16 protein-coding genes are annotated in these 12672 nt (G+C 63.1%); 6 read left to right on the top strand and 10 right to left on the bottom strand.

Features of this window, described 5'->3' with window-relative positions:
* Positions 1 to 20 precede the first annotated feature (20 nt).
* Positions 21 to 935 carry a LysR substrate-binding domain-containing protein gene (locus DT068_RS19185; RefSeq protein WP_119391491.1) on the bottom strand — a complete coding sequence of 305 codons (915 nt, stop codon included), beginning with the start codon at positions 933 to 935 and terminating at the stop codon, positions 21 to 23.
* Between the two features lie 117 nt (positions 936 to 1052).
* On the opposite strand from DT068_RS19185, the gene DT068_RS19180 reads away from it, so the two are divergent.
* Positions 1053 to 2648 (top strand): ABC transporter substrate-binding protein, encoded by a 1596-nt coding sequence (locus tag DT068_RS19180; protein WP_119391490.1) that lies wholly within the window; start codon positions 1053 to 1055, stop codon positions 2646 to 2648.
* A gap of 308 nt (positions 2649 to 2956) precedes the next feature.
* Complete coding sequence (locus DT068_RS19170) at positions 2957 to 3145, top strand: hypothetical protein (protein ID WP_119391488.1); 189 nt, start codon at positions 2957 to 2959, stop codon at positions 3143 to 3145.
* A gap of 61 nt (positions 3146 to 3206) precedes the next feature.
* On the opposite strand, the gene DT068_RS19165 is transcribed toward DT068_RS19170, so the two are convergent.
* From DT068_RS19165 to DT068_RS19155, 3 genes are all read right to left on the bottom strand, one after another.
* Positions 3207 to 3758: a thioredoxin family protein gene (locus DT068_RS19165; RefSeq protein ID WP_119391607.1), complete on the bottom strand. Its 552-nt coding sequence runs from the start codon at positions 3756 to 3758 to the stop codon at positions 3207 to 3209.
* Between the two features lie 66 nt (positions 3759 to 3824).
* Positions 3825 to 4385 carry a GNAT family N-acetyltransferase gene (locus DT068_RS19160; RefSeq protein WP_119391487.1) on the bottom strand — a complete coding sequence of 187 codons (561 nt, stop codon included), beginning with the start codon at positions 4383 to 4385 and terminating at the stop codon, positions 3825 to 3827.
* Positions 4382 to 5095, bottom strand: coding sequence for a glutamine amidotransferase-related protein (locus tag DT068_RS19155; protein WP_162914311.1), 714 nt, complete (start codon positions 5093 to 5095; stop codon positions 4382 to 4384). The genes DT068_RS19160 and DT068_RS19155 overlap by 4 nt, the downstream gene beginning before the upstream one ends.
* 178 nt (positions 5096 to 5273) lie before the next feature.
* On the opposite strand from DT068_RS19155, the gene DT068_RS19150 reads away from it, so the two are divergent.
* A complete protein-coding gene (locus DT068_RS19150; RefSeq protein WP_162914310.1) occupies positions 5274 to 5450 on the top strand; it encodes a YjiS-like domain-containing protein in 177 nt (58 codons plus the stop codon).
* Between the two features lie 72 nt (positions 5451 to 5522).
* Positions 5523 to 5765, top strand: a complete 243-nt coding sequence (locus DT068_RS19145) for a hypothetical protein (RefSeq protein ID WP_162914309.1) — start codon at positions 5523 to 5525, stop codon at positions 5763 to 5765.
* Positions 5766 to 5793: 28 nt separating this feature from the next.
* On the opposite strand, the gene DT068_RS19140 is transcribed toward DT068_RS19145, so the two are convergent.
* The 3 genes from DT068_RS19140 to parE all read right to left on the bottom strand — a co-directional run bounded on the left by DT068_RS19140 (position 5794) and on the right by parE (position 8426).
* Positions 5794 to 5916: a KTSC domain-containing protein gene (locus tag DT068_RS19140; RefSeq protein ID WP_119391483.1), complete on the bottom strand. Its 123-nt coding sequence runs from the start codon at positions 5914 to 5916 to the stop codon at positions 5794 to 5796.
* 6 nt (positions 5917 to 5922) lie between these two features.
* Positions 5923 to 6270 carry a DUF2934 domain-containing protein gene (locus DT068_RS19135; protein WP_368904828.1) on the bottom strand — a complete coding sequence of 116 codons (348 nt, stop codon included), beginning with the start codon at positions 6268 to 6270 and terminating at the stop codon, positions 5923 to 5925.
* Positions 6271 to 6392: 122 nt separating this feature from the next.
* Entirely contained in the window at positions 6393 to 8426 is a 2034-nt protein-coding gene (parE, locus tag DT068_RS19130; protein WP_119391482.1) for a DNA topoisomerase IV subunit B, read from the bottom strand.
* A 163-nt stretch (positions 8427 to 8589) separates the two neighbouring features.
* Here parE and DT068_RS19125 point away from each other — a divergent pair, with 163 nt between their 5' ends.
* Complete coding sequence (locus DT068_RS19125) at positions 8590 to 8907, top strand: ArsR/SmtB family transcription factor (protein ID WP_119391481.1); 318 nt, start codon at positions 8590 to 8592, stop codon at positions 8905 to 8907.
* A 19-nt stretch (positions 8908 to 8926) separates the two neighbouring features.
* On the top strand, positions 8927 to 10003 hold the full coding sequence (locus DT068_RS19120; protein WP_119391480.1) for an alkene reductase: 1077 nt from the start codon (positions 8927 to 8929) through the stop codon (positions 10001 to 10003).
* Here the strand turns inward: DT068_RS19120 and DT068_RS19115 are convergent.
* From DT068_RS19115 to DT068_RS19105, 3 genes are read right to left on the bottom strand one after another with little or no spacing between them, the layout of a single operon-like run.
* Positions 9961 to 11031 (bottom strand): Ldh family oxidoreductase, encoded by a 1071-nt coding sequence (locus tag DT068_RS19115; protein WP_119391479.1) that lies wholly within the window; start codon positions 11029 to 11031, stop codon positions 9961 to 9963. The genes DT068_RS19120 and DT068_RS19115 overlap by 43 nt on opposite strands.
* Before the next feature lie 14 nt (positions 11032 to 11045).
* Complete coding sequence (locus DT068_RS19110; RefSeq protein WP_368904827.1) at positions 11046 to 11870, bottom strand: ABC transporter permease; 825 nt, start codon at positions 11868 to 11870, stop codon at positions 11046 to 11048.
* Positions 11851 to 12621: an ABC transporter ATP-binding protein gene (locus tag DT068_RS19105; protein ID WP_119391477.1), complete on the bottom strand. Its 771-nt coding sequence runs from the start codon at positions 12619 to 12621 to the stop codon at positions 11851 to 11853. The genes DT068_RS19110 and DT068_RS19105 overlap by 20 nt, the downstream gene beginning before the upstream one ends.
* Positions 12622 to 12672 lie beyond the last annotated feature (51 nt).

Genomic DNA, 12672 nt, shown 5'->3' with positions numbered 1-12672 from the left:
ACAATTCCTCACCGAGAGGATCAGTTCACGGAGGTCGTGGACGCGAAGCTCACCATTTCCGCTTCGAGCCAGTCGGCGAACAGGCGCGCCGCGGGCGAGGCAAGCTGCGGCGTGATCACGAAATAAGCGCCCAGATCCTCGACCGATTGCTCGAAGGGACGCACCAGATGGCCGTCCGCGAGATCGGCGCCGGTGGTGATCATATCGCCCAGGCACACGCCGAGCCCGGCGCGCGCGGCAGAGAGAATGTGGCTGAAGTCCTGGAGATAGATGACGCCGCGCGGCTCGACATCGCGCAGGCCCGCATGCTCGAGCCAGCGCCGCCAGTTCTCTCCTTCCGGATCATCGAAGAGCAGCGGATGGCGGGTGAGATCGGCAAGCGAGGAGAGGCCGGGCGGCCCGGCCAGCAATGCGGGGCTGCAGACCGGGAAATAGCGCACATGGCCCAGGAGCCTGACGGCACAGTTCTTCCATACCGGTTTGCCGAAACGCACCGAGAGATCGGTATCGTCGTCGAGCACGTCGCCGACCCGGTTGGACGATAGCACATGGAGCTTGAGCGCCGGGGCGTGTTTCTTGAAATCCGCCAGACGCGGGATCAGCCAGTTGGCGGCAAAGGCCGGCGGCACCGACAGGCGCAACTCGCCCTCGACCGCGCCGCCATCGAGCCTCGCTATCGCATAGCCGAGCTGGTCGAGGGCGGCGTTGGAGGCGGCCAGCAGCTTCAGCCCGCGCTCGGTCAGCGACAGGCGGTTGCCGGCGCGGTCGAACAGGGTGAAGCCCAGATGCCCTTCGAGATTGGCGATCTGCTTGGAAATCGCGCCATGGGTCACCGACAGCTCGTCCGCCGCCTTGCCGAGATGGAGATGGCGGGCCGCCGCCTCGAAGGCGCGGATCGAATTGAGCGGCGGGAGCTGGCGTTTGCGGATTTTCATTTCGGTGAGCTTTTCTCACTGATGGTGCATGGAAAGGTCGTTTGTGTCCAGAGGGAGGCTGGGTTGTAATTCACCCACTCCGCCAAAAGCGGACAATGAAAACAATGGGGAGACGACATGACTGATCTCGATCAGAAGCTCAAACTTGCCGAGAAAATGGCGGCGCGGGGCAAGGTTTCGCGCCGCGATTTCATCCAGCTGGCGCTCGCCGCCGGCATGACGGTCGCGGCGGCCGACAAGCTCTTCGTCACGGCGGCGCGCGCCGAACCGAAAAAGGGCGGCACCTTGCGGCTCGGTATCGGCCATGGCGCCACGACGGATTCGCTCGATCCCGGCACCTATCCCGACCAGTTCACCGGCACGCTCGGCTGGGGCTCGCTCGGCAATGCGCTGACCGAGGTCGATGCCAAGGGCAATATCATGCCCGATCTCGCCGAGAGCTTCGAGCCGATGGACGGTGCCAAGAGCTGGGCGTTCAAGATCCGCAAGGGCGTCACCTTCCACAATGGCAAGAGCGTCAGCCCGGCCGATGTGGTCGAATCGATCCGCCATCACATGGGCAAGGATTCGAAATCGGCCGCCAAGTCGGCCCTTGCCGGCGTCACCGACGTCAAGGCCGATGGCGACAACGTCATCTTCACGCTCACCGGCGGCAATGCCGACTTCCCCTATCTCGTCTCCGACTATCACCTGCCGATCATGCCGGCCAAGGATAGCGGCGGCGTCGATTGGGAATCGGGTGCGCGCACCGGCCCCTATGTGCTCGAGAAGTTCGAGCCGGGCATCAGGGCCAAGCTGAAGCGCAATCCCAATTACTATCGCGACACCTGGTTCGACGAGGTGGAGATGCTGGTGCTGGCCGACGTGACGGCGCGCACCAATGCGCTCACCACCGGCGACATCCATGTGATGGACCGCTGCGACCTCAAGACCCTCGATCTCCTCAAGCGCAACAGCGACATCGAGATCGACGAGGTGACGGGCTATGGCCACTATTATTTCGTGATGAACACGACGGTGGCGCCGTTCGACAATCGCGATGTCCGCAATGCGCTCAAATACGCGATCGACCGCGACGAGATCGTCAAGAAGGTTCTGTTCGGCCATGGCAAAGTGGCGAACGACAACCCGATCGCGCCCGGCATCAAATTCGCCATCGATGCGCAGCCGGCCCATAATTACGATCCCGACAAGGCGCGCGAGCTCCTCAAGAAGGCCGGTCTCGACAGCCTGAAGATCGATCTCTCGGTGTCGGACGCGGCCTTCGGCGGTGCCGCCGATGCGGGCGCCCTGTTCAAGGAAAGTGCCGCCAAGGCCGGCATCGAGATCAATGTGATCGCCGAGCCTGCCGACAGCTATTGGGACAATGTGTGGCTCAAAAAGCCGTTCCTGGCGACCTACACCAATGGCCGCCCGACCGTCGACTGGATGATGACGACCTTCTATGCGGCGGATGCCGCCTGGAACGACACCTTCTGGAAGCCGGCACGCTTCAACGAGCTCCTGGTCGCGGGCCGCTCCGAGACCGACGATGCCAAGCGCGCAGGGATGTATGCGGAGATGCAGCAGCTGCTGCAGGACGACGGCGGCATGCTCAACATCATGTTCAACAACTATGTCGGCGCCCATTCCAAGAAGGTCGCGCATGGCGATGTGGGCAATAACTGGGACCTCGACGGCATGAAGATCACCTCGCGCTGGTGGTTCGCGTAAGGTTAATGGCCGCTCCGGATGATCCCGTCCGGGGCGGCGTCCCTTCCAGATCAACGGTTTGCCTGCACTGGTCTGGCGCTAGCGCGCATCCCGGCGAAGTGGAATCACTTCGCCGAAAAGGATTCGCGCCAAATCAATATGTTGGAGCAAATCCTTATCGCCAAAGTCTTCAACTTTGGCGGGATTTGCTCTAACGCCGCGTCAGCGTAAGCGATGAACGCCAGCTAACAGCGCCATTCAGCCTTCCTTCGGCAAGGCTTGTCTATTCTCAGCCCAAGTTCGATGCTTTGCCTTGCTGGGAGACAACCATGTTGAACGCCGTCGTCATTCCGTTCCCGAAGCGCGCCGCCGGTGATCTGCCGGCCAATCTGAACGTCAATGGCCCCGCTCAGGTCATCATCTTCCCGGGCGTGCGCTATATGCGCCTGCCGGAGGAAACCGAGGATCTCTTCGAAATCGCCACCGCTCCGCGCAAGGCGCCGTCCAAGCGGAAATAATCAGCTTATTTTTGGCGCGCGACCGGACGGAAAACCGGTATCCACTTTTCCTGGTCGCGCTTTAGCCGGCCTTCCACTTGATGGAGCAGCCCATCGAGGAAATCTGCTCCTTCGGGCCCTTGCCGGTGCGGGCCACCTCCATCATCGCCTCATAGAGATCACGTCTTGCGCCCGCGACCGGCGAGGTGCGCGAGGCATCGAGGCGGCCGCGATATTGCAGCTCGTCCTTGGCATTGAAGCCGAAGAAATCGGGCGTGCAAATGGCGCCATAGGCCTTGGCCACCTCCTGGCTCTCATCATGCAGATAGGGAAACGCAAAGCCGCTGGCTTTGGCGAAGATCTTCATATTGGCGAAGGAATCTTCCGGATGGGACACGGCGTCGTTGGCGCAGATCGCTGCGACGCCAATGCCCGATTTCGCCAGATCCGCCGCATCCCGTACCAGCAGGCCGGTGATCGCCTTCACATAGGGACAGTGATTGCAGATGAAGACGATGAGCGTGCCCTTGGGACCACGCAGATCGGCCAGGCCGTAGCTCTTGCCATCGGTCGCCGGCAGGCGGAAATCCCTGGCCTTCCAGCCGAAATCGCAAATGGGCGGGGTCGAAGCCATCGCTGTGTCTCTTGGCTTGATGGCCGGGTCGAGCCCGGCCATGAACTTTTCGGGCCGATGCGATCCTCAATAGGCGCCGTCGAAATAATCCTCGGACGTCATGGCGAAGAATTCAACCGCCTCGAATCGGCCCTGGCCCGCGGGATAATCGGGATGCGAGCGCTCATGCTTGAGGCCGATGCGGCGGGCCAGCCGCAGGGAAGCGGCGTTCGACGCCATGACCTTGCACCACACCCTGACCGCGCCGACACGCTCGAATGCAAGCCCCACCAGCGCGCGGCCGATCTCAGTGCCGAAGCCCCTGCCCCATAGATCGGGCGCCACGCCCCAGCCAACCTCGGCCAGGCCGCCTCGCCCTAAGATGATGAAGCCGTCGCCGACCGCAAAGCTGCGCTCCTTGCCCTCCGCCGCCAGATGGAAGATGTGGCGGCGCTCATCGCCCTGGCGCGCCACCTGGCGGGTGACGAAGTTCTTGACGTCTTCCTCGTTGCGCAGCCGCATGGCGATATGGCGCTGGTAATTGGCCTGCGTCATGAAATGCGAAAAGGCCTTCCAGTCGCGCGCCTCGATCTCACGCATGAGAAGTGAGGGCGTCTCCACCGCAGGAAGTATGGTGACAATCGTCATTCGGCCGCCTCGTATCTGATCTGCCGTCCGCTTATCCAGCCCTCGAGGAACGTGTTGAACCAGTCGCCCAGGGCCTTGTCGTAAACGAGATTGTCCGCCAGCTGACGATCGGCCGGATGGGCGCCCGTCATCGTCTGCTTGTGCGGCGGGCGGCGTGAGATCCAGCGGGTAAGCCCTTTGCGGCTGGTCTCGGGATGGAACTGGAAGCCATAGGCATTGGCGCCATAGCGGAAGGCCTGCTCGGGAAAATCGGCCGTGCCGGCAAGCTTCACCGCCCCCTTGGGCGTGCCAAACCAGCCATGCCAGTGCGATTGCAGAACCTTCATGGGCGCGCCGAAGAGCTCGCGGCCCTCGCCCGACGGCAGGAGATCGTAATAGCCATATTCGGCGCGGCCGTCGGGATGGCCCGATACCCTCTCGCCCAGCGTGTGGGCGAGGAGCTGGGCGCCGAGGCACAGGCCCAGCACCGGTGTCTCGCGCTTGAGCGCCTGGTCGAGAAAACGCATCTCGTCCTTGAGATAGGTATGGCGGTCCTGCTGGTCCACATCCTGGGCGCCGCCATAGACGATGACGCCCGCCACCTGGCCGTCGAGCGCCGGCAGGCTATCGCCCTCAGCCGGGCAGACCCAGTCCAGCGCATAGCCCTGGCGCCGCGCCCAGGCGGAGGCCCGGTCGTCCATCTCATCGCGGTCGTGCACGACGAGAACCATTTTCTGCGAATCTGCCATGGCCTCAGTCTAAACCACCGCGCACGGCTGCGAAAAGCCTCGTTCGCTTTTCATCCCCATTCTAAACGGCGGATGAACGGCCCATTCAGCCTGGATTGGGCGGGGCTTCGCTAGAAGGACGGCCATTCGGGGCGCACCCACATTCCCCCTGGAGATGAAAATGAACATGATCGCCGCCCGCGGCATCATTCTTGCTCCGCCCAGCCTGTTGACGCGCATGCGTATGAAATTGGCTCAAGCGGCCGACCAATGGCAGACGAGCAACCTCGATGACCGGTTGCTGCGCGATATTGGCGTGACGCGGGCGGACATCGAAATCCGTGGGTTTCTGGAATAATCCGGAGCTAACGGACGGCGAGACGGGGGCGGTCTGACGGCGGACCGCCCTCGTTCGTTTTGGAGACCTGCCATGCGGTCGCGCCAGTTTATGACAACTGCTCTGATCGGCGCCTTCCTCGCAATACCCTCGGGCGAATCTGCCAAGGCCGGCGCCGAGCAAATTTTGCCGGTCAAACTCGTGAAACCCAAGCCGACCCTCGATTCGGAATACGGGCTCGACGGCGACGGTGCGTTTCCCCTGCCCCGCAGGACCGGTGTGGTCCGGCGCATTGTGGTCGACGAACGCACCGGTTCAGTGCGCGAAGCGAAGTAATTCGATCAACTGGGCAGCATGGCGGTCGTCATCCGTGGATGCGGGCCGGTACATCACAATAGCGGTAGAGCTCGCCTGATTCCCGAAACCAGACATTGAGCACCTGCGCTTCGTGCTCGTAGAGGATCCGGCTGATCGCGGTCGAGGGCATGGCCCCTCACATGGGCCGCTTCTTCTTCGGCTTCGGTGCGGCTGTCTTGCGCCTGGCAACCGCCGGCCGGCGTTTCTTCGGGATCTGCTGCTCACCCTGGTCGGTCAGCGTCGGGACCTCGCCCTGGTTCTCCAGGGTGGCGGCTTCCTCCACCGGTTCATCCCAGGGACCAGTGTTGTTGGCCCCCTCGGCAATGCCCTCTTTGCCTTCCTTGGGATCGGCTTCGAGCGCCAGGAGTTCGCGCGCCTTCTGCCAATGCTCGGCGTCCTTGCCCTGCGGCTGGCCTTCCTCGATCCACAGGCGATAGGCGCGCTCGCGGATGCGGTCTTCGGAAATATGAGGTGATCTGGTCATGGGCAGCTCCATCACCGGCAGGGTTTCTGCCGATACCTGATAAGCGCGGAAACCTCATTGAGGTTCCCGCAGGGCTCCCATCTGTTGTCTGAATAACCGGATTCGCCTGGCCTTGCAGCCGATTAAACGTCCAGCGCCTCTTCGCTGACGAATTCGGCGCGGTTGGAGATGAATTTGAACCGCTCCTCGGGCTTGTTGCCCATCAGCTGCTCGACCACCTTGGCGGTGGTCGTCTTCTCATCGCCCAGGAGATTGACGCGCAGCAATGCCCGCTTGGCCGGGTCCATCGTCGTCTCCTTCAACTGGCCGGGCAGCATCTCGCCCAGGCCCTTGAAGCGCGAGATCTCGACCTTGCCCCTTCCGGAGAAGTCGCCCTTGAGCAATTCATCCTTGTGCTGATCATTGCGGGCATAGGCCGTCTTCGACCCTTGCGCCAGCTTGTAGAGCGGCGGCACCGCCAGATAGAGATGCCCCTCCTCGATCAGCTGCTGCATCTGGCGGTAGAAGAAAGTGATCAGGAGCGAAGCGATATGGGCGCCGTCGACATCGGCGTCGGTCATGATGATGACCTTGTCATAGCGCAGATCGGCTTCGCGATAGGTCGCTCCCGTGCCGCAGCCGAGCGCCTGGAGCAGATCGGAGAGCTGCTGGTTCTGGGCGAGCTTGTCCTTGCCGGCGCTTGCCACATTGAGGATCTTGCCGCGCAAAGGCAGCACCGCCTGAGTGGCGCGGTTCCTTGCCTGCTTGGCGGAGCCGCCGGCCGAATCGCCTTCGACGATGAAGAGCTCGGAGCCATCCGCCGCCGTCGATGAGCAATCGGCGAGCTTGCCCGGCAGGCGCAGCTTGCGCAGCGCCGTCTTGCGGCCGACTTCCTTCTCCTGCCTGCGGCGCAGGCGCTCCTCGGCGCGATCGGCGATCCAGTTGAGCAGCTTGTCGGCCTGGGCCGGATGGCCGGTGAGCCAATGGTCGAAATGATCGCGGATCGCCGTCTCGACGATGCGCACCGCTTCGAGCGTGGCGAGGCGGTCCTTGGTCTGGCCCTGGAACTCGGGCTCGCGGATGAAGACCGAGAGAAGTGCGCCCGATGACGCCATCACGTCATCGCCCGTCACGATGCCGGCGCGCTTGTTGTTGGTGAGATCGGCATAGTTCTTGAGCGAGCGCAGCAGCGCCGAGCGCAGGCCCTGCTCATGCGTGCCGCCATCGGGCGTCGGGATGGTGTTGCAATAGGACGAGATGAAGCCGTCTTCACCGCCGAACCAGGCGATCGCCCATTCGACCGAGCCGTGGCCGCCGGGCTTCGTCACCTTGCCGGAGAAAATGTCATCCACCACGCGCGCATTGCCTTCGAGGCGCTCCTCGAGAAAGTCCTTGAGGCCGCCGGGGAAATGCAGCACCGCCTTTTCCGGAGTCTCCTTGTCCTTGATATGGGAGGGATCGCAGGACCAGCGAATCTCGACGCCGCCGAAGAGATAGGCCTTGGAGCGCGCCATGCGGAACAGGCGGGCGCCGGAGAACTCCGTCGTCTTGCCGAAGATCTGCGGGTCGGGCCGGAAGCGCACCGTGGTGCCACGCCGGTTGTTGACCTTGCCGAGCTTCTCGATCTTGCCCGTCGGCTTGCCGCGCTTGTAGCTCTGGCGGAAAAGCTGCTGGCCGCGCGCCACCTCGACGGTGAGGTCTTCCGAGAGCGCATTCACCACCGAGACGCCGACGCCATGCAGGCCGCCCGAGGTCTCATAGACCTTGGAATCGAATTTGCCGCCGGCATGCAGCGTCGTCATGATCACTTCGAGGGCGGATTTGTCCTTGAATTTGGGATGCGGGTCGACCGGGATGCCGCGGCCATTGTCGGTGACGGTGAGCCAGCCATCCTTGTCGTAATCGACCTCGATCCAGGAGGCATGGCCCGCCACCGCCTCGTCCATGGCGTTGTCGATGACTTCGGCGAAGAGGTGATGCAGCGCCTTCTCGTCGGTGCCGCCAATATACATGCCGGGTCGCCGACGCACCGGCTCCAGCCCCTCCAGCACCTCGATGTCGGCGGCCGTATAGCTCTCGTCGCCGTTCTTCGGCTTCATGGCGCGCGCCTTGGCGGCCTGGGGCGCCATCTCGGCTTCCAGCTTGTCAAAGAGGTCCTTCACCTTGTTCTTGGCCATCAGAATTCCAGTCGAATCAGTCGTTTCGGCAATTCAGCCCTAACTACCGCAGTTCTCTGTCAGTGTCCCGGGCCGGGCGGTCATCTAATATAGGGAGCGTTCCTGATCCAATCTTAAACTTCAGTAATCTTGAACTATTGTAGTTATGGACTATGTTAAGGCTATGGCACGCCCCTTCACCCACCCTGCCGCGCCCGACATCTCGCTCGACAATGTGCTCCATGCCTTGTCCGATCCGGTCCGGCGCGAGATCGTGCGGAAGCTCATGGGCAGCGACCGCATGAGCTGCATCCAGGCCTGTGCCGCGCACCCGCCCTCGACTGTTTCCTTCCACCACAAGATCCTGCGCGAAGCAGGCCTGATCCGTTCCGAGAAGAAAGGCGTCGAAGTGATCAACACGCTTCGCCGTACCGAGATCGACCAGCGTTTCCCCGGCCTTCTCGATGCGGTTTTCCGTGCCCCCGGAACCTCCCACCCCTGAAACCTGCCAGAGATCTCCCATGCCAACACTCTTCGATCCCCTGAAGCTTGGTCCCTATACGCTGCCCAACCGTATCCTGATGGCGCCCCTGACGCGCAGCCGCGCCGGGGCGGAGCGCGTGCCCAATGCGCTGATGGCCGAATATTATGCGCAGCGCGCCACGGCTGGGCTCATCTTCACCGAAGCCACCAGTGTCACGCCGATGGGCGTCGGCTATGCCGATACGCCCGGCATCTGGTCGGCCGAGCAGACCGAGGGCTGGCGCAAGGTCACCCATGCCGTGCATCAGGCGGGCGGGCGAATCTTCCTGCAGCTCTGGCATGTCGGGCGCATCTCCGATCCGGTCTTCCTCAATGGCGAGCTGCCGGTGGCACCGAGCGCGGTGCAGCCTGCGGGCACGGTGAGCTTGGTCAGGCCCAAGCGCGCTTATGTGACGCCGCGCGCGCTCGGGCGCCACGAGATACCGGACATCGTCGATGCCTATCGCAAGGGCGCCGTGAACGCGATCAAAGCCGGCTTCGACGGCGTCGAGCTCCATGGCGCCAATGGCTATCTGCTGGACCAGTTCCTGCAGGACAAGACCAACCGGCGCACCGACGATTATGGCGGCTCGATCGAGAACCGGGCGCGGTTGATGCTGGAAGCGACCGATGCGGCGATCTCGGTCTGGGGACCGGAGCGCGTCGGCATGCATCTCAATCTCCGGCGCAACTCGCATGACATCGATGATTCAACCCCGGAAGCGACCTTCTCTCATGTGGCGCGCGAGCTCGGGCGAAGGAAGATCGCCTTCATCGTCGGGCGCGAGTCGCTCGAAGCGCCGCGCCTCGGGCCAACCGTGAGACGAGAATTCGGCGGCCTCTATATCGCCAACCAGGAATTCACCCAGGCGAGCGCGGAACAGGTGCTGGCCAGCGGCGAGGCGGACGCCGTCGCCTTCGGCAAGCTCTTCATCGCCAATCCCGACCTGCCGGCGCGCTTCGCCGCGGATGCTCCCCTCAACAAGCCTGATGACACGACCTTCTACACGCCGGGCCGTGCCGGTTATACGGACTATCCGTTCCTGGAAACGGCGGATCGGCTTGCCGCCGGTTGAGCGAGCGCGAAACGCGTCGCCAGGCGCTCGATCCCGCCGAGGCGAACAGCGTCAAGGCTGATCCCATCGCGCAGGGCTTCGACCTTGCGCGCAAGTGCTGCCTGCCCCGGCAGGCGCACTCTGGGCCTGCCTTGCGGGACGGCTGAATTCTCACAAGCCTCCACCAGCCAATCCGTCTGGCGCAGAAATTCGTCGCGCCCGCCAAAGGCTTCCGGCGCAAAAGCGAGAACGAGGACGGACGCACCCCACTCCTTAGGTCTATCGGCGCGGCCAAAGCCGCCGAGGCCTTGCGTCAGAGCCTCGACCATAAGCCCGAGACCATAGCCCTTATGGCCGTGATCGACACCGCCAATGGGGAGGATCGATCCGCCCTGCTTCATCACCTGGGCGTCATCGGTCACCTTGCCGGCGCTGTCCAAAAGCCACTTGCCGGGCAAAGGCGTTCCGGCATTGCGCATGCGCGCGCACATGGCGGCGGTGGTGATCGAGGTGCTGACATCGATGAGGATCGGGTCGGGCGATGCCGGAATGCCGACGGCGATCGGGTTCGGCGTCATCACCGGCGTCACGCCGCCAAAAGGCGCCACGAAGGCATCGCTCGGATCGGAGGACAGGATGATGATGGCGATTCCCTCACGCGCCGGTGCTTCGAGGAAGGCGGCAAGGCAGGCGATATGGTGACTGCGCCGCAAGGTGATGGCGCCGACGCCGAAGGACCGGGCGCGCTTCGCCGCCTCGGCAACAGCGAGGTCGGTCGTCCAGACACCGGGAAGACGCCTGGCATCCCACAAGGCCGCCGCGCCGAAATCGCTCAGCGCCTCGGGCCGGCCGTTCTTCGCCATTGCGCCGCTTTCGATCTCGTCGACATAGTCCGGCAACAGTGCCAGGCCATGGGTCGAATGGCCGTAGAGATCGGCCTCGACCAGCCCGCGTGCGACCGAGCGCGCCGGTTCCTCCGGCAGACCTGCCTTCAAGAGCACGGCGCGCGCAAATTCGCGCAAAGATTCGACATCGTATTTCTGGGCCATGAGCTCGTCCGTGTTTAATGAGTCCGCCGCTGTGAGATATGCCAGGGGATGACCCAGCGCTCGACCAGCGTCACTGCGCCGAAAAGCGCCAGTCCCAGCAGCGTCAGCAGGAAGATGCCGGCAAAGGCGAGATCGGGTCGCATATTGCCGGTAACGATCTGGATATAGAAGCCGAGTCCCTGGTCGCTGCCGATGAATTCGGCAATGGTGGCGCCGACCGTCGCATTGATCGCGGCATATTTGAAGCCGACGAAACATTGCGGCAGCGCCGCCGGCAAGCGCACCTTGAAGAAAGCCCGCCAGGGACTGGCGCCAGTTGCACGGATGAAGCGTGTCAGCTCCTCGTTCAACGAGCCGAAGGCCAGGATCGCATTCAGCACGACCGGGAAGAAGCACACCAGGAAGACGATGATCACCTTGGGCAACAGGCCGAAACCCAGCCAGGAGATGAACAGCGGCGCGAAAGCGATCTTGGGCGTCATCTCGAGCGAGACGAAGAAGGGATAGATCGTCCGGCGCAGGAAAGACGAGAAGGCGATTGCCAAGCCCAGGGGCACGGCGATCGCGATCGCCACCAGATAGCCGAGCAGGCTCTCCACCGCGGTCACATAGGTATAGTAGAGAAGACGATCGATATCGGCCCAGCCGCGGGTGACGATCTCCGATGGCCGCGGCAGGATATAGGCCGGGATGCTGAAAATATCGATCGCATATTCCCAGAACAGGAAGAAGCCGACAAAGAACAGGATAAAGGCCCAGGACCGTCCGAGCGCGCGCAGCACAGCCGAAAGCCAGGACGCGCCCGCCGGCGCCGCTTTCTCAGAGGACGCCATAGCCATGGAATATCTCCTCAATCTCGGCCGCATAGGCGCTGAATTTCTCGCTGCGCTTGGCGGCAAGATCGCGCGGCCAGGGCAGATCGATATCGATCACCTTCTCGATCCGGCCGGGCCTCGGCGAGATCACGCAGACCCGGGTCGACAGCTGGATCGCCTCCTCGATACTGTGGGTGACGAAGACGACGGTCGGGCGATCCTCGAGCCACAGACTCTGCAGATCACGCCTGATGCTTTCACGCGTCATGGCATCGAGCTTGCCCAGCGGCTCGTCGAGCAGAAGAACGTCCGGGCGGTGGACAAGCGTCTGACAGAAGGCGGCACGCTGCTGCATGCCGCCCGACAATTCGTAAGGGTAACGGTCGGCGAAATCATCAAGCTTGACGGTGCTGATCAGGCGATCGACCGTTGCGCGGTAGTCGGCAGAAGGCAATCCGCGCAATTCGATCTGCAGCTCTATGTTTCCACGTACGGTGCGCCAGGGCACCAGCGTGTTGTCCTGGAACATGATGCCTATGCTGGTCTGCGGCTCCTTCACCACATGACCGCCAAGCTCGATCTCGCCCGATGTGCAGTCGAGAAGCCCGGCGATCATCAGCATCAAGGTGGACTTGCCGCAGCCCGAAGGGCCCAGAAGGGAAATGAACTCACCCGGCGCGATGGTGAGACTCGAGGGCCCGAAGGCGTGAACGGCTTCGGTGCCTGAGGCATAGGTCTTGGTCGCCGATCTGATGTCTATGGCGGCAGCCGTCATGTCATCTCACAACTCTCCCCTCCTCCCGCGCGTTAGCGCCGGAGAAGGGGC

This window comes from Taklimakanibacter lacteus (genome assembly GCA_003576695.1).
In the GTDB taxonomy this organism is placed as follows: domain Bacteria; phylum Pseudomonadota; class Alphaproteobacteria; order Rhizobiales; family Aestuariivirgaceae; genus Taklimakanibacter; species Taklimakanibacter lacteus.
The sequence above is the reverse complement of the archived record's forward strand: the minus strand, read 5'-3'. Positions and strand labels throughout refer to the sequence as shown.